This is a genomic window from Ginsengibacter hankyongi (genome assembly GCF_008710285.1).
GTDB lineage: Bacteria > Bacteroidota > Bacteroidia > Chitinophagales > Chitinophagaceae > Ginsengibacter > Ginsengibacter hankyongi.
In genome coordinates this window covers 117318-139421 of sequence record NZ_VYQF01000010.1, presented here as the reverse complement: position 1 = coordinate 139421, position 22104 = coordinate 117318, and the positions used below count along the sequence as shown (strand labels likewise).

Annotated in this window: 23 protein-coding genes; 19 read left to right on the top strand and 4 right to left on the bottom strand. The window is 39.9% G+C overall.

Annotation, left to right across the window (positions count from 1 at the left end; translation table 11 throughout):
* Nucleotides 1-71 precede the first annotated feature (71 nt).
* From FW778_RS20570 to FW778_RS20520, 11 genes are all read left to right on the top strand, one after another.
* The gene (locus tag FW778_RS20570; protein ID WP_150416768.1) at nt 72-617 is read left to right on the top strand and encodes an outer membrane beta-barrel protein; all 546 of its coding nucleotides are present in this window, start codon (nt 72-74) and stop codon (nt 615-617) included.
* Nucleotides 618-1134: 517 nt separating this feature from the next.
* Nucleotides 1135-2499: a TonB-dependent receptor gene (locus FW778_RS20565; RefSeq protein WP_150416767.1), complete on the top strand. Its 1365-nt coding sequence runs from the start codon at nt 1135-1137 to the stop codon at nt 2497-2499.
* Nucleotides 2484-3587: an outer membrane beta-barrel family protein gene (locus FW778_RS20560; RefSeq protein ID WP_150416766.1), complete on the top strand. Its 1104-nt coding sequence runs from the start codon at nt 2484-2486 to the stop codon at nt 3585-3587. The genes FW778_RS20565 and FW778_RS20560 overlap by 16 nt, the downstream gene beginning before the upstream one ends.
* 519 nt (nt 3588-4106) lie before the next feature.
* Nucleotides 4107-4505 (top strand): hypothetical protein, encoded by a 399-nt coding sequence (locus FW778_RS20555; RefSeq protein WP_150416765.1) that lies wholly within the window; start codon nt 4107-4109, stop codon nt 4503-4505.
* Nucleotides 4506-4992: 487 nt separating this feature from the next.
* Complete coding sequence (locus FW778_RS20550; protein WP_150416764.1) at nt 4993-5214, top strand: dodecin family protein; 222 nt, start codon at nt 4993-4995, stop codon at nt 5212-5214.
* A 5-nt stretch (nt 5215-5219) separates the two neighbouring features.
* Entirely contained in the window at nt 5220-5678 is a 459-nt protein-coding gene (locus tag FW778_RS20545; protein ID WP_150416763.1) for a DUF2267 domain-containing protein, read from the top strand.
* A 765-nt stretch (nt 5679-6443) separates the two neighbouring features.
* A complete protein-coding gene (locus FW778_RS23640; protein ID WP_262714422.1) occupies nt 6444-6578 on the top strand; it encodes a hypothetical protein in 135 nt (44 codons plus the stop codon).
* Nucleotides 6579-6855: 277 nt separating this feature from the next.
* Nucleotides 6856-7458: a Crp/Fnr family transcriptional regulator gene (locus FW778_RS20535; RefSeq protein WP_150416762.1), complete on the top strand. Its 603-nt coding sequence runs from the start codon at nt 6856-6858 to the stop codon at nt 7456-7458.
* Nucleotides 7459-7561: 103 nt separating this feature from the next.
* A complete protein-coding gene (locus FW778_RS20530) occupies nt 7562-8032 on the top strand; it encodes a cupin domain-containing protein (RefSeq protein ID WP_150416761.1) in 471 nt (156 codons plus the stop codon).
* 461 nt (nt 8033-8493) lie between these two features.
* On the top strand, nt 8494-8838 hold the full coding sequence (gene panD / locus FW778_RS20525; RefSeq protein ID WP_150416760.1) for an aspartate 1-decarboxylase: 345 nt from the start codon (nt 8494-8496) through the stop codon (nt 8836-8838).
* 199 nt (nt 8839-9037) lie between these two features.
* Nucleotides 9038-9409: a hypothetical protein gene (locus tag FW778_RS20520; RefSeq protein ID WP_150416759.1), complete on the top strand. Its 372-nt coding sequence runs from the start codon at nt 9038-9040 to the stop codon at nt 9407-9409.
* 68 nt (nt 9410-9477) lie between these two features.
* Here FW778_RS20520 and FW778_RS20515 read toward each other — a convergent pair whose 3' ends face one another.
* Complete coding sequence (locus FW778_RS20515) at nt 9478-10545, bottom strand: alpha-L-fucosidase (protein WP_150416758.1); 1068 nt, start codon at nt 10543-10545, stop codon at nt 9478-9480.
* A gap of 364 nt (nt 10546-10909) precedes the next feature.
* On the opposite strand from FW778_RS20515, the gene FW778_RS20510 reads away from it, so the two are divergent.
* From FW778_RS20510 to FW778_RS20500, 3 genes are all read left to right on the top strand, one after another.
* Nucleotides 10910-11230 carry an ArsR/SmtB family transcription factor gene (locus tag FW778_RS20510; RefSeq protein WP_150416757.1) on the top strand — a complete coding sequence of 107 codons (321 nt, stop codon included), beginning with the start codon at nt 10910-10912 and terminating at the stop codon, nt 11228-11230.
* On the top strand, nt 11227-11724 hold the full coding sequence (locus tag FW778_RS20505; RefSeq protein WP_150416756.1) for an SRPBCC family protein: 498 nt from the start codon (nt 11227-11229) through the stop codon (nt 11722-11724). The genes FW778_RS20510 and FW778_RS20505 overlap by 4 nt, the downstream gene beginning before the upstream one ends.
* Nucleotides 11725-11793: 69 nt before the next feature.
* Nucleotides 11794-12231, top strand: coding sequence for a VOC family protein (locus tag FW778_RS20500; protein ID WP_150416755.1), 438 nt, complete (start codon nt 11794-11796; stop codon nt 12229-12231).
* Nucleotides 12232-12564: 333 nt separating this feature from the next.
* Here FW778_RS20500 and katG read toward each other — a convergent pair whose 3' ends face one another.
* The gene (katG, locus tag FW778_RS20495; RefSeq protein WP_150416754.1) at nt 12565-14814 is read right to left on the bottom strand and encodes a catalase/peroxidase HPI; all 2250 of its coding nucleotides are present in this window, start codon (nt 14812-14814) and stop codon (nt 12565-12567) included.
* A 592-nt stretch (nt 14815-15406) separates the two neighbouring features.
* On the opposite strand from katG, the gene FW778_RS20490 reads away from it, so the two are divergent.
* Nucleotides 15407-17722 (top strand): PAS domain-containing sensor histidine kinase, encoded by a 2316-nt coding sequence (locus FW778_RS20490; RefSeq protein WP_150416753.1) that lies wholly within the window; start codon nt 15407-15409, stop codon nt 17720-17722.
* Nucleotides 17723-17987: 265 nt separating this feature from the next.
* A complete protein-coding gene (locus tag FW778_RS20485; RefSeq protein ID WP_150416752.1) occupies nt 17988-18464 on the top strand; it encodes a VOC family protein in 477 nt (158 codons plus the stop codon).
* Nucleotides 18465-18630: 166 nt separating this feature from the next.
* Here FW778_RS20485 and FW778_RS23300 read toward each other — a convergent pair whose 3' ends face one another.
* A complete protein-coding gene (locus FW778_RS23300) occupies nt 18631-18777 on the bottom strand; it encodes a hypothetical protein (RefSeq protein WP_202552400.1) in 147 nt (48 codons plus the stop codon).
* 89 nt (nt 18778-18866) lie between these two features.
* Entirely contained in the window at nt 18867-19526 is a 660-nt protein-coding gene (locus FW778_RS20480) for a TMEM175 family protein (RefSeq protein ID WP_150416751.1), read from the bottom strand.
* A 579-nt stretch (nt 19527-20105) separates the two neighbouring features.
* Here FW778_RS20480 and FW778_RS20475 point away from each other — a divergent pair.
* The 3 genes from FW778_RS20475 (at nt 20106) to FW778_RS20465 (ending at nt 22063) form a co-directional block, all read left to right on the top strand.
* Nucleotides 20106-20450 (top strand): ribose-5-phosphate isomerase, encoded by a 345-nt coding sequence (locus tag FW778_RS20475; RefSeq protein ID WP_150416750.1) that lies wholly within the window; start codon nt 20106-20108, stop codon nt 20448-20450.
* Between the two features lie 322 nt (nt 20451-20772).
* On the top strand, nt 20773-21138 hold the full coding sequence (locus FW778_RS20470; protein WP_150416749.1) for a DUF2200 domain-containing protein: 366 nt from the start codon (nt 20773-20775) through the stop codon (nt 21136-21138).
* 334 nt (nt 21139-21472) lie between these two features.
* Entirely contained in the window at nt 21473-22063 is a 591-nt protein-coding gene (locus FW778_RS20465) for a TlpA family protein disulfide reductase (protein WP_150416748.1), read from the top strand.
* Nucleotides 22064-22104: the final 41 nt, after the last annotated feature.

The window sequence follows — 22104 nt, the reverse complement described above, 5'->3', positions numbered from 1 at the left end:
GCACAATCATCTTTACTAAAGCCTTATTGGTTACCGTAAGGACAAATTATCAACCAGGTTAACTTGCCACTATGGAGACTAAAGTTTTTGCAACCATTACGCTGCTGGTATTGTTCCTGCAGTCAAACGCTCAATCTGAAAAGAACAAATTTATTTTTGGCATTAAAGGAGGATATAATCATACTGTAATAAACGGGTACGAAACAAATGGAGCTAAAACAGGCTTTATTGGCAGCACCGTCTTCGGCTCATTATTTGGCGAAAGAGGGATTAGTGAAAATAAATTTTTAAGCGCTGAGTTTACCTATAGTTGGGTAAATGACTGGAATTTTGTAGAGATACCCTTTCACTTCAGGCAAATGCTGAACCGGCAAATTTCCATTTTTGCCGGGCCGAAACTGGATGTAGCAGCCGATAAGATTGACAAGTCGAAAGAAAGTACATCTAGACTTCTGGGCATATCTGCAGAGGCAGGCGCTCAATATGATTTCAGCCATCATTTATTCGGAGAAGTGAAATATTCAGTTGGGGTGACGGAGAATTTTAACGACGTTTTTTTTGATATCAATAATGGCAAACGGGATAATTTCCGCATTGGGGCCGGGTATCGTTTTTAAAACCCGGTGGCGGCGGGAACTCTTCCCTATTCGTCCAAGTATAAAGAATGTCTGTTCCATGGCGTATAAGGCTTAGCCTTAGCGTAGCCTGCTTGTGCCAGTGCATACTAACTATAACTTAATGAAACCAATCCTTTGATGCCACAAAAGCCGCGCGCACTGCTATACTTCCAATTTTTTATGGGCATAAAAATATGTTTCGTGAGACACAAACTATGGATAAGGGCGGCGCTGCTATACTTCCAATCTTCTTTTTTGTCACAAAGCCAGCCTGTACAGCGCTTTGATGTTGTATAGGGCAATTAAGCAGACCCTGTTATACTCCACAACACTCGGTAGCCTTTGTGCAGCGAGCGAATCGGAATATAGGGCGAATGACAATAAATTGGAATATTTTTCTATCTTTGGGAATATAACGCTTTTTTTCCTCGTTTAAATAAGTCCCTTTATCTGCTTGTAACCACGCTACTGCCTGGCTTATTCATCTGTTAATTTTCTCATTAACTAAATATCTTCCATGCTATTTGTCAAAATGCGCATAAGCGCAATCGTTGTACGTATGCTCTTAACTGCTGCATGTTTTTTTTATTTCGGCTATTGCAGCGCACAGTTTGGGATTTCCGGAAAGGTGGTCAATGAAAATAATGAGCCTGTTGCCGGCGCCACCGTGTTGCTGTTGCAGCAAAGAGATTCTGCTTTGGTGAGGGGCGTTATTACCAGTCATTCAGGGAATTATTTATTTGAAAAAATAACGGCAGGGTTATACTTTATCCGGTGTAGTTATACTGGTTTTGAACTCCTCGATAGCAAACCGTTTGAGCTTAAAGGTAACAAAGGAAATCCTGGCATGGAGCTACTAAAGCTTTTGCAAAAACAAGTGAAACTAAGCGATGTGAAAGTGGTTGCGAAAAAACCTTTGTTTGAGCAAAAGATAGACAGGTTGGTCATAAACGTATCCAACAGTATCACCAGCGCAGGCAGTACAGCTTTGGAAGTTCTGGAACGTTCGCCGGGCATTATCGTAGACCGGCAGAATAATACTATTTCCATGAATGGCAAGAATGGCATTGTTGTTATGATCAATGGAAAGATCAGCCACATGCCCGTGACGGCAATAGTGCAAATGCTTTCGGGAATGAACAGCGACAATATTGAAAAGATTGAATTGATAACCACTCCCCCGGCCAATCTCGATGCTGAAGGAAATGCCGGCTATATCAATATTGTTTTAAAGACAAATAACAGTTATGGTACTAATGGTTCTTATTCCTTAACGGGTGGTTATAGCAGAGGGGCCATTGCCGAAGCAAGTATAAATTTCAATCACAGGAAGGGCAAAGTGAACTTTTATGGTGATTATACATTTTCCGATCATCATAGCCAGCAGCTTTTCTCTTTCTATCACAAAGTAACGTACCAGGGAAAGGCTACAGAAAACAATTCTGATTCACATCGCGATTTTGAACAATTTAACCAGAACGCACGGCTTGGGCTGGACTACCAGGTAACAAAGAAAACTGTTATAGGAGCTTTGGTTTCTGGTTACGACAACCGCTGGACGATGAATGCGAATACCGACGGCACTGTTACGATTAACGGGAACCTTGATAGTTTGTTAGGTATTTCAAATCACGAACATAATAATTGGTCGAACGTGAGTGGGAACTTCAATGTTCAGCACTCATTTTCTGATAGTGAAAAATTATCTTTTAACCTGGACTATATCTATTTCAGAGATGATAATGGTGTACGCTACTTAAATAACTATTATGACGGGAGAAGTAAGTTTATCAGGGATGAAAACATCCAGAGCGGTAAGATAACTCCGATACATTTCTGGGTTGGTGCATTGGATTATAAAAAAAAATGTCAGCGAAACTAAATATGGAATCAGGAGTGAAGACTACCCTTTCCATGTTTAATAATAATGTGGCTGTAGAACGGTTCCTGCTAAATAATTGGATAACAGATTCCGCCTTTTCAGCCAAATATGCCCTCAGGGAAAGCATCCTGGCAGCTTACACTTCTTTTACTTATGAAGTCACATCAAAAACAAATATGAAGCTTGGCCTCCGTTATGAATATACCAATTCAAACCTGGGATCTGAATTACAAAAAAACATTGTTGATAAGCATTATGGAAAATTATTTCCCAGCTTCTTCTTAGTGCACAACATTAACGATAATAACGCATGGAATATATCTTACAGCCGGAGAATAACAAGGCCTACATTTAATGATATGGCACCCTTTGTATTCTTCTCAGATCCGTACACATTTTTTTCCGGCAACCCTGGCCTGCAGCCAGCTGTTACAGATGCTGCCAGCGTGGCCTACACTCACAAAAAGGTTATATTTTCTGTTTCATACAGCTATGAGGCTAACACAATTACTGATTTTTCGCCCAAGGTAGATCCTGTTACTAACATTGAAACGCTGGCTGCAGAAAATCAAAAGAGCAACGTTGTTTGGGCTGCATCGCTGTCCGTGCCGGTTACCGTAAGCACATGGTGGACGATGCAGTATAATTTGGCAGGTAACAGCCAGTTGCTCAGGGGTTCTATTTCGGGCAGTCCTGTTACGTTAAAACAAGACTATTTACAACTTACCACGCAGCAATCTTTTAATCTGCCAAAAGATTATTCAGTGGAGGTTTCGGGGTTTTATACCACCAAAACCACATTTGGTATATATACCGTACCGGCGTTTGGCTCTCTTGATGCAGGAGTTCAAAAGAAGTTAGCAAAACTAAAATCCAGCCTGCGGTTTAATGCGAGTAATATTTTGAATACGCTTACTTTTAAGCCCTATATTAATTTCCCGGAACAGAATCTTGTAGCAAGCGGCAAACTCATTTTTTCAAATCCTTCTTTTACCCTTACTTATACGCACAATTTTGGTAATTCAAAAGTGAGAGGCACCCGTGATCGTTCAACAGGAGCAGAGGAAGAAAAGGGCCGGGTGCAATGATTATTTTTGGCCAAAACTGTAGATACAGCCAACGCCAGGGGTGATATTCTTGTCTGAATAAAACGTCTATCCAATGCACCCTGGCAAAGGAAATAAAATAGTTAATCTATATCGTGGAATTTAGGTGTCCCACCGGTATCCATAGAATGTTTTAAATAATATCGTAGATGCCCGTTCTCCCTGTGATTTCTATGACTTTTCCAAATCTACAATTCGTCCAGGGCTGTAGTAATGGTTTTATTTCACGTTTGAAAAATACACGTTGATTAATATCATAGGATAAGCTAATACCGATCATCTAATTGCCCTCAGTCTATTTTTAGCTTTGGAGACAAATCATATCGTCAGTGAAGAAGATGCTTAAAAAGTAGCTGCTAATGTTTAGGTGAGTATAAAAAAAATAAATGCTGATACTCAGCGAGGTCAGAAAACATTTTAAAGGTGGGCATAGTTAATATTAATCAAACCAATTTCCCTGCAATAAAAGAAGGTTATTTAATAAAAATAAAATAATAAAAAATGGCGACAATAATTGCGGAATATTATACTGATGAATTGATAAAGTGGAAGAATGCCGTTGTTTTTTACAACAATGAGATATATGAATTTGGCCAGAAATTAGAGGAAGTGATCAGGCGAAATTCTATCGTGGGTATAGCTAAAAAGGTTGAAGCGCATCAAACTCTGCTAAACCAGTCTGCGGACAAATTTTCCAAGTTACAAAAAGCAATTCGGCAACAGGAAGCTGCACTTAAAAGAGACAGCTCATTGATTGATGATACTTTAATTAACGACGAAACGGAGAAGCGGCAAACCGGGTTAAGGCTTATGATGCAGGCTATAGAAAAAGAATACATTGATGTAAAATTTGATTGCTATAATTTTTTATCAGGAACGTTAAAGAAAAAGAAAGATTGATTTTGTAACTGATACTAGCTGAAACGCATACACGAGTAAATCAACGAGTACCAATATCAATATATTATGCAGCCGTTTGTAACAAGAGAAGAAGATTGGAAGTACAGCAAGGCATTTAACTTTTGCGGATCCGATAGCTATCGGATGAAAGAATTAGTTTCATGAAGCTACAGTTAGTGTGAAGTGCCACAAGTAGACCGGGCAAAAGATGAACCTCATACTTAAGCCATGACAGGCAGGATAAAAATCCGGCCCCTTTCCATTATCACTTGAGAAACAATATAAGATTATGGATAATGATATAAAAACATGCAGGTTCCCTGATGACCATCATTTCCGGCAGTGAGGGCGGTCATTTCTAAAAAACGTTCACATAGTTACCTTAGCAGCCAATAAGCTTTTATAATAAAATTGTCCTGAATTTTTGCAGTTCCGCCAAAGGCATTTTTGAAATAAAAGTAATTTTTTAACTATAAAAATTAAAGTTATGGCGCTATTAAAAGTCCTGGAACTGATGTCCAGTTCCACCAAAAGCTGGGAAGATGCTGCACAACAGGCAGTAACCGAAGCATCCCAAACCGTTAAAAACATCCGCTCTGTTTACATTCAGGACCACAGTGCCGTAGTAAAGAATGGTAAGATTTCAGAATACCGCATCAATGCTAAGGTTAGTTTTGAAATTGAGCATTCCGTTAAACTCAAAAAATAAATATCATGTCACTCGATTTTGAAAGATATGCTGCCAAAGGAAATGAGTTTGTAAACCTGGTAGCCGAGGATATTAACGTTCCCCGGGATAAAGCGGGGAGGATCATTCGTGCGGTATTGCATGCCTTACGTAATAAGCTGACTATGGAAGAGTCCTTTCAGCTGATGGCCCAATTGCCAATGGCGCTCAAAGGGGTGTATGTGGAGGGTTGGGCCATTCACCAGGAATTTCACCGTATAAGCCACGTCAATGAGTTTTTTGATGAAATAAGGAAGGAAGACGGAGGGCAGGCAGGCTATGATTTTGGTAATAATGAAAAAACAAAAGTTGCAGTAGCTGCAATATTTAAAGCCCTGAATTTTTATATAAGCGAAGGTGAAATAAATGACGTTATGGGTGCAATGCCCAAAGAATTGAGGGCATTTATCAGGAAAAGCATTGCAGGAAATGAAACTGTTTTATAAACAGTAATTCATTAATGATTCATTATAATGTTTCAGAAGAAACATTAGTGGGAAAATATGCTTAAACCAGTTCCCGGGGTATCCTGAGAATGACAAACAGATTTGCTTTAGCTAACACTAAAGGCCTCAACATTAAATGGGATAAAATTCAAAGTATCAGCAGAGGATTTGAACCACACTATTATAAATTAAGAATTAAACTCACTGCCGGCAGCACAATAAGATTTTACCACGATATTTTAACTACAAGAGATGACTTTGAAAATTTAATTATGGCACTCAACCTAACAATAATTAAAAAAATTAATCAGCAAACATTATGACAAAAGCGCTACAGCCAACTAAGGCATTCCTTAAAGCGCGGCCGATAGTATCCATGCTATACGTAGAATGTTTAAATTATAAAAGTATCGGTTTCCTGAGTTTTGTAACCCAGGAAAAAAAGTAAACCCGATAAGCCCGGTATTTCGGATATTTTTGCCCGTTATGTAAGTTATAAAACGAATAACTGCATTTATACTGTATCGTAGCAAACTTAAAAACGAAATAACTCATCGAAACGTTTTGGATGGGCTAAATAAAACCATTACTTTAGATTAGTAATCCAATAGCTATCCGATGCATTGACGCACACCGACAAAACAATAAGCGAAACAAATGGTATATGTAAATTAATGATTTATAAAATTGGGAGTGCCGTGTAATACGTTAATACTGTTTTTTGTGCGTAATGCTCATTGACTACTAAGTTTAAAAAAAATCTTAATGACATCTCGGTATGAAGACTTAATTAAGAAAGCTTATTCCGCTATCAATGCAAAAGACATTGATACGGCGCTTTCAACAATGCATCCGGAAGTTCAATGGCCAAAGGCATTTGAAGGAGGTTATGTAAGCTGACACAGTGAATAAGGGAATATTGGACAAGACAATGGAAATAAATAAATCCCAACGTTCAGCCTGTGGGATTTAATGAAAGGCAAGACGGCACTTTAGAAATTACTGTTCACCAAAAAGTAAAGGACTTACAAAATAATACGATTTTTGATGGAACTGTAAAGCACATTTACATTTTGCAAGACGGCTTGTTACGACGAATGGATATTGAGCTTGAATAGACGCTACATGTTAGCGGCAGCCAAATGTCGACGCGGCAAACATAAACAAACGACCATAAATGGAAGATGAATTAAAAAATATTAATCACAAGTTTGTAGAATTGTTTATGCAAACGTTCGCATTTACCGAGGAAGAGTATGCATTGTTCTTGTCATACTTTACGTTTAAAACAGTTACTAAAAAAGATTACTATTTAAGAGCCGGTGAATGCTGCCATTCAAAAGCTTATCTTAATAAAGGTTGTGCAAGAAACTTTGTGTTGGATGAACAAGGACATGAACGGATTTTATTCTTTGCGTTTGAAGATTGGTGGCTTGGTGACTTCGATAGTTACTATTCGGGCAAACCGGGAACAAACTATATCCAATTGCTGGAAGATTCAGAACTACTGGTAATTTCAAAAGAAAATTTTCAAAAAGCAGAAAAGGAAATATCTAAACTCACACAATGGTATTCTTTTAAAATGCGCCGCTCAGCAAGTGCTTCAAGAAATAGAATTGAAGAAATGAAAACCCTCTCTGCAGAAGAACGCTATCTCAAATTAATAGAAAACCAGCCTCATATTTTTCAGCGTATTCCATTGCAGCACATTGCATCTTATTTGAACATCGAACCTCAATCGCTCAGCCGAATGAGAAACAGGCTGACAAATAAACATTAAATTTCTTTTTGCTCCTTTCATTTCTTAACCCGGGTTAAGTGTTTATCATTTTAGGCAATGCAATTTTGCATTATTAATTAATCGTTCATTAAAAAACAACAACATGACGTCAACTCAAATCAACGTGCTAACCCCCAGGGAAGGATTAAGGTTACAGTCTGGTCCGGGTCGCGACCTTATCTTCAAACTTACTGGGGAAGATACTGGTGGTGCATTCGATTATTTTATTGTAGAGGTAGCACCATATGGAGGCCCGCCTTTGCATGTGCACCATAAGCAGGAGGAAACAATTCACGTTCTTAAAGGCAAGTTTAAAGTTCGGATAGGCGATGAAATTTTCTATCTCAACGAAGGGGACTTTGCCTACCTGCCATCGAAAGTGCCGCATGCCTTCCTTAACCTTACCAATGAGGGTGCAGAAATTATTGTTGTTTATACTCCGGGAGGAGGTCATAAATTTTTTGCGGAACTGGGACCTCTAATGCACAATGGTTCACCAGATAAAAAGGTAGTCGCTCAGCTCTTTGAAAAATATGACATGACTCTTCTTGGACCTCCGTTAAGCCAGGATTGACCTGAAAATTATAAAATACCTACTTTATAAACAAGCAGATTGGCAACCGCCAGCAAAGCATTGCACGCAATTTGGGCACACACTTGTATTCTCAGCATTACAATTTTACTTTAGTTGCTGGCTTGACTAAAAGCTAATTAAAATTTATTTCAAATGTAAATTCAGCCGATTAGCCCAATATGTGGTTTAGCCTTTCCTTTGCCTACTTTATGACACAGGTATAGCCAAAACTTGGCTACACTACCAAACCTGCGCCAGCGTCACTTCTTAATGGTTCGGTGAAGAGAGCGACACATACCGACGTGAATGTGGGTGTAACCTCTTACACAATATTTCTTTCCTTTTGAAGAACTTCTCTTCGTAATCTATATCACCCTGGCTTTTAGTAAATAAACTTTATTTGCTACTTTTAATTTGTTAAACAGTTATGGGAGGAGTAAAGGCGAACTTATAAATTAATTATGCAAATAGAAATATTGAAATCGAAAGTGCATCGTGCTACGATTACAGAAGCCAATTTAGATTATGTGGGCAGCCTGACACTGGACGAGGACCTGATGGAGGCCGCGGGCATGATCGAAAACGAGAAGATCCAGGTGGTGAATGCCAATAACGGCGAACGAATAGAAACATACCTGATTAAAGGGGCTCGGGGAAGCGGGGTATGCTGCCTGAACGGGCCGGCGGCCCGTAAGGGATTGCCGGGAGATGTGGTCATCATCCTCTCCTATTGTTCGCTGTCGTTCGAGGAAGCGAAGGTGTTTCAACCCGTGATTATTTTCCCTGATAAGTTCAACCGCCTGTGAATTGAGGAACGGGTTATATTCCAGCCATAGCGGGTGTTTTTTCCCAGGAGCCCATCAACTACCGGCTTTTTAACGCAACATCTGTCGCACAGCCTTGAGAATTTTTGAATTTTTTGCCATCTCTTGCAACGTCTTATTCGCCGCACATGTCCGGTAAAGAAAAGAAATCATGAGCGGGAATGTTTTAATGATACTTACTGTGGCATCAATATTCGCTTGCAGTTGCCGCAAGGACGCAACGCCTCAATCACCAATCGTAGGGCGATGGAATGTTGTAAGCGATTCGGTTTATGCCGGCGTGGGGCTTAACAATCATCTTAATGTGTACAGCGGAAAGCCGGGTGATTTTTTTGATTTTGCCCGGGACGGAAGCATTCAAATGAATGAAGGTATCGTTCTTCAAATTTCAACCTACACTTTCAATAAAGATTCGGTGATCATTTATGAGTTCGATGAGGGCCTGCAGGGAAAAGGAAAACTTTCTCCTGCTGCAGATACCCTCACCATCACTACGGGATATTCTCATACTCCCGGCGGAGCCATTGGAAGAACGGTGCACCTTTCAAGATGAAAATCAGCAGGAATTAATTTGATAGTTGGATTGCCGGGAGTACCTAACGGCCACTAATAACCGAAAAGCTACTTCGAACTTTTGTTATCAATCTTCTTTCGGAGGGCAAGTACCAATTGTATGTCTTTCTCACGCAGCCTTCCTTGCCGGTCGGGAGGAAGATCCAGGATGAGTATATTATCCTGCGCTGTTGCCTTTTTATAGATTTGGTATAGTTCATATACTGTTTTGTAAACTGTATCCTTAGTATTATAAAACCATTTTTGACTAATACATACCGTTGTTTCCCACGGCATATAATACAGTTGGCCATTGTGAGAAAATAATTTCGGATCGGGGTCAGCAGGCATATAAGGATCACCCATGCGGAAATCGCTGGGGAAATAGCGGATAGGATAACCAGTTTTCTGCAAGGTAGGTAACACAAATGATGAGTCAGGATCAGGGTTTTCTGGAGTTCCTATGGACCAGTTAACACCCACCTGGCATTGCGGAGCCACGTTCTTGACCGTTTCGTAAATAGCGCGGATGGGCCAGCGTGAACGTTTCTTCTCCCACCCGGCGTCCAGCCACAGCTCAACAATTTTTGTGTACTGGTTCGTTATACCAATTAGTTCTTTTATTTGGTTAACGATATATTTATTGTAGGCGCTGTCAAGAGAAGTGTCATTGATGTTTGCGTTTTGGTGCCTGTCCCAAAGCGAATAATAAATTCCCAAACCCATGCCGTATTTCCTGCAGGCTTGCGCTACTTTTTCCACCACGTTTGTTTTATTGCCTGAAGATGCTACATCATAAATCGTGTACTTGCTGTCCCAAAGACAAAATCCATCCACATGCTTCGTTACCAGGATTACATATTTCATCCCCGCCTCTTTGGCAACCCGCACCCATTCATCGGCATCAACCGTTAGTGGCTTATAAGAAGCCGGCGGCTTGCTTCCGTCTGTCCATTCCTGGTCGTAAAATGTGTTAATGCCAAAATGGATGAACATACCATACTTCCTTTTTATTTGTGCTAACTGGTATGCGTTTGGTTTGTGAGAAGGTTGCGGCTCCTTAATAGTGCTTTGAGCAGGCACGCAATCATTAATGAGAAGAATACACAAAAACAAAAAAGGTATTTTGTATCGCATACTATAAAATTAAGACTTTGCCGAACATGATGTTATTTCAATTTTGGGAATAATTTTTAGTGCTGTTGGTGTTTGAATCATGAGCTAGGACTCACGCTTTTTAGCAAAGTTTGCCTGATATGTGCTTTGACTTGTTCGCTACTTATTGCGTGTAGGTGTATCCGTTATGTAAGTTGTAAAATGAATAATTCCATTCAAAAGCAGAGCATGGTACCATCATTATAATCCCCCACTCTACTGCACCCATCCAAATCATATTTCACAGCTGATCTTCCCTTTAAAAAAATATTTTACAAAATATTTGCGAAACCGAATAGTTGCGCATATATTTGCAACCGATTAGTTTCACAAATAAATAAACCATATGAGGCGGGATATTTTCCAGGCAATAGCCGACCCCACAAGGCGGGCGATTATCACCTTAATTGCATTACAGGCAATGACGCCGAACGCCATTGCTGATAACTTCAACACCAGCCGGCAATCTGTTTCCAAACACCTGCGCATACTCACTGAATGCGAACTGGTAAAACAGGAACAGCATGGCAGGGAAATTTACTACACACTTGAAATTGAAAAAATGAAAGAGATCGATAAATGGATTGACCAATTCAGAAAAATTTGGGAAACCAGGTTTAATCAACTCGACAAAGTATTATCAACAATGAAAAAACAAAAAAAATGAACAACAACTTGCTATTTGATTTTACCGTTGACAAAGCAGCTAAAACGGTTTATATAAAAAGAGAATTTGATGCTGAGCTGTCATTGGTATGGGATGCATTTACTAAAGCAGAGCTTATTGACCAATGGATTGCACCTAAACCAATGACAGCAAAAACAAAATACCAGGATTTCAAAGTGGGTGGCAAAAGATTTTATGCAATGGTAAACCCCGAAGGACAAGAGCGTTGGGCAATACAGGAATACACTTCCATTACGCCGAAGACCAACTTTAAAATGTACAATGCTTTTGCAGACGAGAATGAAAAACCTGAATTGCCGGGCTCTGAATGGGATCATACTTTCAGCGAAGAAAACGGAACAACAAATGTGAGCATCATTATTTACAATGAATCTCGTGAAAGGATGGAAAGAATATTGGATGGCTTTACACAAGGAATGAAAATGTCATTAAGCAACCTCGAAAATCTGTTGGCAACTTTATCGAAAAAATAATTTTCGTAAAAAAGTCTTACAATAAAAGTTTATAAACAACACCATTTGAAAATCTAAAAATTAAAAATTATGGCAAGTGTTAATCCTCACATCAACTTCAACGGAAATGCCGAAGAAGCATTTACCTTTTACAAATCAGTATTTGGCGGAGCGTTCACAAAAATTATACGCTTCAAAGATCTATCAATCCCTGAACATCCAATACCAGAAAGCGAAGCAAATAAGATAATGCACATTGCTTTACCAATTGGTAATAGTATTTTAATGGCGAATGATGTTCCGGATTTTTTAGGACGCGTAAATGAAAATGAAAACAGGTCTAAGATATTTGTTACTGCAGAAAACCGTGAAGAAGCAGACAAATTATTTAACGGGCTTTCAGCAGGCGGAACTGTTGAAATGCCTATTGGCGACAGCCCCTGGGGTTCGTATTTTGCTATGTTTAGAGATAAATACGGTATTGAATGGATGGTAGAGTTTGAATCAAAACCCAACGCACAAAAGTAACCAAAAAAAAAACGAACTATTAAAAAGCGGCAAAGTAAACACCGGAATTTTATATCTATATGAACGTACAAAAAGAGGTCGAAGGTTTTATGGCCAGCCCTTTACCCAAGGGTGGCTAAAGCTCAATCGTCCCGCTTTTCTTTCTCAATTGTTTCTATTCGAATAGCTTTATCCGTTATGTAAATAAAATGAACCATGTCATCTAAAGAAAGAGAACACCTCTCCGGCCATATCATACAACAGAAATTTATGAATTGCAGTATAATGCAAACAGGTGGCCATTTCCATGCCACCTGTTGTTTAAGTTTTTTATGTAACTCCTTTATAAAGTAATCAGTTCAAATCAAAACGATCAAGGTTCATAACCTTGGTCCATGCTGCCACAAAATCCGTTACAAACTTCTTTTGGGCATCTGAACATCCATACACTTCAGCAAGCGCACGAAGCTCAGAGTTTGAGCCGAAGATAAGATCAACACGGGTAGCTGTCCACTTCACTTCACCTGTCTTACGATCGCGACCTTCAAACATTTCCGCATCTTCCGACACGGCCTTCCATGAGGTACCTATATTGAGCAGGTTCACGAAGAAGTCGTTGGTCAATTGTCCGGAGCGGTTAGTGAAGACGCCGTGTTGCGATTGACCGAAGTTGGCATTAAGAACACGCATACCTCCTATTAACACTGTCATCTCGGGCGGTGTAAGCGTTAACAGCTGTGCTTTTTCTACCAGCATTTCTTCAGTCTTTACCGGGTATTTGGTTCTAACATAATTGCGAAAGCCATCTGCAGTTGGTTCCAGCACATCAAAGGATGATGCATCCGTTTGCTCCTGCGAGGCATCCGTACGTCCGGGCGTAAAAGGCACCTTAATATCAGTACCTGCATTCTTTGCTGCCTGTTCAATGGCTGCAGATCCGCCCAATACAATAAGGTCCGCAATTGAAACCTGCTTACCACCGGACTGAACATTATTGAAATCATTTCGAATACCCTCCAACGTTGTCAATACTTTCGACAGTTGCGCAGGATTGTTTACTTGCCAATCTTTTTGCGGCGCAAGACGAATTCGTGCGCCATTGGCTCCGCCGCGTTTATCTGAGCCACGAAATGTAGATGCAGAGGCCCATGCTGTTGATACCAGTTCAGAAATGGTAAGTCCTGAGCTAAGTATTTTCTCTTTCAGCGCAGCGACGTCCTGCTCGTTCACCAGTTCATGATTAATGGCCGGAACAGGATCCTGCCAGATCAAATCTTCCGCAGGAACTTCGGGCCCAAGATAACGGGCCTTCGGGCCCATATCGCGATGCGTTAATTTGAACCAGGCTTTTGCAAAAGCGTCGGCAAATTCATCCGGGTTTTCAAAAAAATATCTTGAGATGGGCTCATAAATGGGATCCATTTTTAAAGCCAGGTCTGTTGTAAGCATAAATGGTGCGTGGCGTTTTGCGTGATCATGTGCATCCGGCACCAGGCCTGCTCCTGCATCGTCCTTTGGCTTCCATTGAAAAGCGCCGGCGGGGCTCTTGGTGAGTTCCCATTCATAGCCAAAAAGGTTTTCGAAAAAGTTATTGCTCCACTTCGTTGGCGAAGTAGTCCATGCGCCCTCAATACCGCTGGTAATGGTGTAACCTGCATTGCCAGTGCCAAAGGAGTTTTTCCAACCGAGGCCCTGTTCTTCAATCGCCGCGCCTGCAGGTTCTGCACCTACATATTTTACCGGGTCTCCCGCGCCATGTGTTTTGCCAAAAGTATGTCCGCCGGCGATAAGTGCAACCGTTTCATAGTCGTTCATTGCCATGCGGCCAAAGGTTTCACGAATATCAATAGCAGCGGCCATGGGATCAGGCTTTCCGTTAGGTCCTTCAGGGTTCACATAGATAAGGCCCATCTGAACAGCGGCCAGTGGATTTTCCAGTTCACGATTGCCTGAGTAGCGCTTGTCATCAAGCCACTTGCCTTCCGATCCCCAGTAAATATCTTCTTCCGGCTCCCAAACATCTTCACGGCCGCCGGCAAAGCCAAATGTTTTAAAGCCCATTGACTCAAGCGCACAATTACCCGCAAGGACCATCAGGTCGGCCCAGGAAATCTTTCTTCCATATTTCTGTTTGACCGGCCACAACAGCAAACGGGCCTTATCAAGATTTGCATTGTCCGGCCAGCTATTCAATGGTGCAAAACGTTGCGTTCCCGAACCAGCGCCACCACGGCCATCAGCAATGCGATACGTACCTGCACTGTGCCACGCCATGCGGATAAATAACGGGCCGTAATGACCATAATCAGCAGGCCACCATTCCTGGGAATCTGTCATCAGATTAAAAAGGTCCTGCTTCACCGCGTTGAGGTCGAGACTCTTGAATTCCTCTGCATAATTAAAACCCTCACCCATCGGGTCAGATAGCCGGGCATGCTGCCGGAGAATTTTTAAACTTAATTGATTCGGCCACCAATCACTATTTGAAGTACCCGTGCCTGCTGTAAATTTTAAAGCTCCACCAATAAACGGGCATTTGGTTGATTCGTTTACTTCCCAGACTTTATGATTTGCCGGGCTGTGTGGGTGCTTGTTATTTTCCATCGTAAATAAATTTTAGATTTTTTAAGCATCAAACTTACAATAATCTTTAAATAGTTATAATTGATATTATTGATGAAATGATAGATGGATTCTATGAGGTTTAAAACCTTTGAGGTTATAGAATGCTTACCGGTGTAAGTTCCACCTAATTAATTAGCGCAAGATGGTGATTATAAAAAAGTACTTGTACTCCTATATTGTCTGCTTCGGATAGGTTTATCCGTTATATGTGTTATAAAAGGAATAATTGCATTTACAACAAAGGATAATTTCATTAAAAACCTCACCCTCAAACGGGTGCACATCATATTTCAATAGTTCGGTCGTCAAGAAACTTATCTTGGCGATAGTAATAACATTGAACTTTTAATTATAAATTTCACAATCTCACATCAACCACTCCCGAAGCGCATTGGTCTGCTGAACTAACGACGACAATCTTTAGCGAAAGCGTTACGCGAGATCTTATTTTTTTTCTCCTTTTGTACAGTATATTTACTTTGGTGCAATGGTTGCATAGTAAGTTAAGGTGCAAACAGATGAGGCAACAGCTAAAAGATAAAATTATAATTCAACCGTAGGTGTTTTTTATATGGGCAGTAAAAATTCTGAGTATTATTTCCTTAGAGGCGGGGGTGAGATGGGAGAACTCATAAGAGCAAAAGACTGGAGCAAAACCTCTTTAGGAGACCCTGCAGACTGGCCTCAAAGCCTCTGTACAATGGTTGCGGTAATGCTCGATAATCCATTTGGCATGTACATTGCATGGGGCAGTGAATACATCCAGTTATACAATGACGGGTATCGTCCCATACTGGGAACTACCAAACATCCACAGGCATTGGGTATCGGCACCCCTGAAACGTTTTCTGAAATATGGCACATCATAGCATCCATGTTTGATGGAGTAATGAAAGGAAAAGGGATTGGTTTTCCGGATTTCATGTTACCCTTAAATAGAAATGGTTTTGTAGAAGAATGCTATTTCGATTTTTCGTATAGCCCTATAAGAAAAAATGACGGTGAAGTGGGAGGCGTATTGGTAACAGTTATTGAAACCACTGATAAAAAAAAGGCGGAGGAAAGATTAAAAGAAAGCAACGACCGTTTCCGCAACACAATGAAACAGGCGCCCGTTGGTATAACCATTTTACGGGGACCTCAATATATTGTGGAAATGGCGAACGATATTTACCTGCAATTACTAGATAAAAAAGAAGCTGAATTTGTAGGAAATCCCTTGTTTGCCTCCTTACCTGAGGTGGAAGAAGTCGTTCATCCGTTGCTGGATAGCGTATTAAACACTGGTGTGCCCTATCACGGATACGAAGTTCCAATCCCGGTTAACCGTTACGGGAAGCAGGATGTCTTTTACTTCGATTTTCTTTATCATCCGCGGAAAGACGAAGATGGAAAAATTTCAGGAGTAATAGTAGCCGTTACCGAGGTAACTGAAAAAGTACAAGCAAGAAAAAAAGTAGAAGAAAGAAAACGCCTTTACGAGGCAATAACTCAAAACACACCCGACCTTATTTATGTATTTGACTTAAACTACCGGTTCACGTACGCAAATGAAGCATTATTAAAAATGTGGGGACGAACATGGGACGATTCTATTGGAAAACGAATGTTAGAAGTCGGATACCAACCTTGGCATGCCCAAATGCATGAGCGGGAAATAGACGAAGTGATTGCAACAAAAAAGACTGTGCGTGGCGAAGTTTCATTTCCGCACGCCACGCTTGGCGATCGAATCTACGACTATATTTTTGCTCCCGTTATAGACCAGGATGGCAAAGTAGAAGCAATTGCAGGTACTACCCGTGATATTACAACGCAAATTGAAGCAAGAAAAAAAATTGAAGAAAGCGAAGAACGCTTCCGTTCTCTTGCACAAACATTACCGCAGTTGGTGTGGGTTACTGATGCACAAGGAAACGCAGAGTTTGCATCTTTGAGATGGAAAGAATATGCCGGTATTGAGCCCCGAAGTGAAGCAGCCTGGAAGGAACTGGTGCACCCGGATGATTATGATAACATTAATACCGCATGGGTACACAGCTTAACTACGGGTGAACCATACGTATTTGATGTGCGCCTTAGAAATAAAGACGGTGAATATAGATGGCACGCTGCAAAAGGAGAACCTGTTTTAGATAAAGACAACAAGATTGTAAAATGGGTTGGCGCATTTACTGATATACAAGACCAGAAAATAAGAGAAGAAAAAAAAGATGAATTTATCAGTATTGCCAGTCATGAATTGAAAACACCGCTTACAACGGCCCAGGCCTATTTACAGATATTGGAACTTTTGTTAGATGGAAATAACAAAGAAGCAAATCTATATGCAAAAAAAGCCAGCCAGTCAGTAAGAAGGCTCAATGAATTGATAAGCGAATTGCTGGACGTAAGTAAAATACAGCTGGGCAAATTAAATTATACTCTTACTACTTTCAATTTTAATAATATGATTGAAAATACAGTTGAAAATGTACAGCTAACTTCAAAAACACATAGCATTATTAAAACAGGTAACGTGTACGATGAAGTAACCGGAGATGAAGACAGGCTGCAACAGGTAATTGTTAATTTATTAATCAATGCAATAAAATATTCGCCCGGTGCAGATAAGGTTTTTATAGCGCTGGAGCAGGAAGAAGATATGATAAAAGTATCAGTAAAAGATCTTGGTATCGGCATCGCAAAACATAGCCTGGACAAAATATTTGAGAAGTATCACCGTGTGGAGGAACATGCAGTTCATTTCCAGGGATTGGGTATCGGGTTGTTTATTTCTTATGAAATTATTCAGCGCCACCATGGCAAATTATGGGCAGAAAGTGAAGCAGGAAAGGGAAGCACCTTTTATTTTACCATACCGGTAAAAGGTAGCTTGCCCTCGTAAAGAATAAACATGCCGGAAAAACTCAGGACAATAAATTAAAACCAGGGCTCAGTCTTTTTTTCGAATATATATGTTTCCGTTAGGTAAGTTGTAAAATAAATAATTTTATTAAAAACAAAAGAACAGAAATGATAAACGATAAACATTGAAAACCGGCGACAGCGCAACTTTCGGTTAAAGGTAGCCTAAGAATGCGCGGGGTCGAAAAATAACCTTCGGGAATGATGTTTGCTGTTACTAACAACGAACTATAAAAATTCATTTTATGCAAAAGATAAGCCCTTTTATTTGGTTCGACAGCAATGCTGAAGAAGCGATGAATTTCTATCTTCCCATATTTAAGAACTCAAAAGTTACCAGGGTTACCCGCAACCCGCCAGGTGCGCCGGGACCTGAGGGCGCCCTGCTCGTAGCATCCATCCTGCTGGAAGGACAGGAAATCATTTTAATGAATGGAGGCCCCGGTCATCCGCTGACTGATGCCATCTCGCTCACGATTAACTGCAACTCCCAGGAAGAAGTTGATTACTATTGGAACAAACTCCTTGAGAGCGGCGGCCAGGAGATCGCCTGCGGTTGGCTGAAGGATCGGTTTGGTCTTTTTTGGCAGGTGACGCCAACTATTTTGCCCGAGCTCCTCAGCGATCCCGACACCGAAAAAGCGGGACGTGTTATGCAGTCCATGATGAAAATGATCAAACTGGACATCGGGGCGTTGACGGCCGCGGCTGATGCAAAATAGCCGCAGACATTGCCAAGGAATTTCCTCTATCATTGGTATGTTTAAATTATTAATGAACTGCTATACTAATATTGTAACTACTGCTTACATTTCGAATAGGTTTATCCGTTATGCAACTTATAAAATGAGTAATTGCATTTAAAAGAAGGAAAGTATAAATTAATTGTTAATTAGGCTGGTGCTTGCCACCTTCTGCTTTTGCGCTCTCAAGCAGGTTATTAATAAGATGTGTAAGCTTATTTATTTGTGTATCCATTACGGTAAGCATTCCGGTTGCAATAGTATTAGCTTTCGCTTTCTTTTCGAAGGTCAATTGTATTAATTGCGTATACGCTTTAATACGGTAACAACTGTTCTCTGGTCGTGTGAAGCCAGGTCGCCTGATGGCTACGCTTGAGTAAATTAGGCTTTGGAGAAAACAATACGTTTTTTATTACTTCTCCCCAATTGTAATGAAATAATTTTTTCAGGAAAAATAAAAATAATAAACATCATCATAAACAATATCAGGCAAGCTATTAAACTGATATAGGATACTAGCCAGATAGATGTTGAAAAAACACCAGCAAAAATATAAAGCCTCGTTGTTTTTCTTAATTTAATATCTGAACCGGCGTCAATGAATCCTTTACGTTTCGCATAAAGCCAGATACAAGTCATGCTGCAACCCATCAACGCAAAATTGAAACAATAAATATTTACTGCAGCCTGCTCCCAGTTTGTTGCAATATTTTTTGCTAATAATGCGGTAGCAAAGGGAGTAATTGTTACCACCAATAATTTAAAACCGTTTACTAATGAAAGTACGCTGTTGGATTTGTAAACCATACTAAAGATATAATGATGATTGATCCAACAAACAAGTAAGGTAAAAAAGCCTATCAGTAATGCGAGAAAGCTTGTCCATTCGTGTAATAAACTGCTCAGTAGTGTTTCATTTTCTTTTGCAACCGGAACATGGATTTCAAGTATCAACAAAGTAATGGCAATTGCAAAAACCCCATCGCTAAATGCTTCAATACGGGAAGTTTCATTTAGAGTGACTTTTTCTTTTTCTTCCATAATTTTTTCTTGTTAAGAAAGGTGAGTATTGTTATAACCTGATAATTGGTATTAGTGTGTTCCTAAAAACGCCCTGGTAAAGCTTGCTGTTGAACTAATTTATATCATTCTCAACAACGTTAGCCTAACCTGCCCGCAGCAAGCAGGTAAAAAATCATTCTTGAAGATAAGTACAAAACCGCAATTAGGAAAGTCTGCCCGCAATGTTCAGGTATGCGCATCATAATTCTTCCCTGTAGCTGTAGGGTAATAAATTTTAATATTAAATAACTCACCGTAACGTTTTGGACAACTAAATAGAAATATTATTTTGGATAGGTAATCCGATAACATTGTGACTTCCTTTGCTCTACCCGGCAACGTGCCTGCCCGAAAGGTAAATACTGACGTTATTGCCAATTTTTAAAGAGTGACTAACATCAACAATAAAAACATTTTAAAACCAGGAGCCGGAATTGGGGGGGTGTCGCTTGCTTTTTGATCAAAAAAATTTGGTCTCAACCCCACAATAGTTGAACTTTCTCCCAAGTTAAGTGAAGGCGCGACACCAATTAAAGCCACATAATAATTATTTAAAAAATGAGATACCAGGTTTACGTTGTAGAGTTATCAAAACGGGTGTTTACAGAAAATGCAAAGTTCAGGGCTGCTAATCCACAATTTAATGGAGTGCTGCAATGCCTCTACGTGGGAATGACCAGCAAAACCCCGGCGGAACGGTTCACGCAACATAAAACCGGTTATGTAAATAAGAAAGGCCACAAGTTATCTGCCAATATTGTCCAGAAATACGGTACTTACTTACGGCCAAGCCTATATGACCATATAAATCGAAAGGCGATGACCCGGCAGCAAGCGTTGCTAATGGAAGAAAAGCTCGCCTGGGATTTAAGAAGGCAAGGGTATGCTGTTTGGTTTAATTGATTTTTTGAGGACCGTCCTTATTGTTATTTTGATGGTAAATAAAAGAGAATCAAGGATTCAGGCAAGGCGTTAAAGTATGCTCCCATAAAAAATCATTTAAATAACAAACTAACACAGCGCATAAACGAAGCCGCTATATTTATACGGGCCAGCCACTTGCAACCAAACTCAAAAATAATTATCTTCATGGCAAGACAAATTACCGTGGGCGGTAAAAGCGGGTTTATTAAATTGCGAAATGTAATTATCGCAGGCGTTTCATGGTTCCCGTTATGCCCTGCCATGTAAACGCTGCCGGAAGAGTTATCCTAAAATAAATGTTATGAATAATTCCAACTCACAAAATCAGCGAATAGCAAAAATGACCTTTTCATCGGTCTACCCTATGTATCTGGCAAAAGTGGAAAAGAAAGGGAGAACGAAAGAAGAATTGCACCAGGTTTTAACATGGTTAACAGGCTTCAATAATAAAAAGCTGAACGAACTGATGAAAGAAAATGTGACTTTTGAAACATTCTTCCGGCAAGCTTCGATCAATCCTAATGCGCATCTCATCACCGGGATAATTTGCGGGTACAGGGTGGAAGAAATAAAGGATTCATTGACGCAGCAGGTTAGGTATTTGGATAAGTTGGTGGATGAGTTGGCGAAGGGCAGAAAGATGGAAAAGATTTTACGCAGTGCCTAAAGAGTTTCCACTTTCTGTGTGTGATGGTTTTTTTCTTTGCAAGCCAGTTTCCACCACTCTTAAAAACACTGTGTGTCCTGCCTGCCCGGTAGGCACTCTCTCTTGCAAACGGCACACCTCTTTAATGTATTGTTGGCGTTTACTTTTTAGGATTACTTTTATTTCGAATAGGTTTATCCGTTATGTAACCGCAAGATGAATAATTTCATTTAATCGAACGGTCAACTTCATTCATCAGCAGCAATACCGCAAATGTTATTTGCTTTAAATTGCGCTTTTTTTTAACTCAACAACAAACAATATAGGTTACCAAAATCAATGCTTACTATTCACCATGAACAGCAATAAACAATTATACATTTTAATAATAGCCTGTATCTGCTTCACTAACGCTGCAGCCCAATCTTATGATAAACAATACGCTGCATGTTCTGAAACATTACGTAAGTTGACAAAGATCGATTCGGTTTACTTCGCTATGCTCCAAAAAAGGGATAGTTGTTTAACTGGTGTTCCGGCTCCCGACTTTACAGCAACGACAATTGATAATGAAAAAATTGAACTCTCAAAACTACGAGGAAAGGTGGTGGTATTAAATTTTTGGTTTACACGCTGTCAGCCATGCATAAACGAAATACCAGACCTAAACAAGTTAGTTGAGTTGTATGCAGGTAAAAAAGTGACTTTCATTTCCATTACTTATGATAGCACTGAAACCGTAATGAAGTTTCTTAAACAACATCCGTTTAAATTCAAAATTGTGGCTAATAACGACACAGTAAGACGTTACATATTTAAGTTATTTAGTGCATGGCCTTATACTATTATTATTAACAAAGAAGGAAAGATTGCAGATATGCAGTCAATTTCAAAGGGACGAGATACATTTGTTTATTTCAATGAACAACTTAAGAGATTGTTATAATTAACCCGACGAAGAAAAGTAAACCTTACAAACAGAGAAAA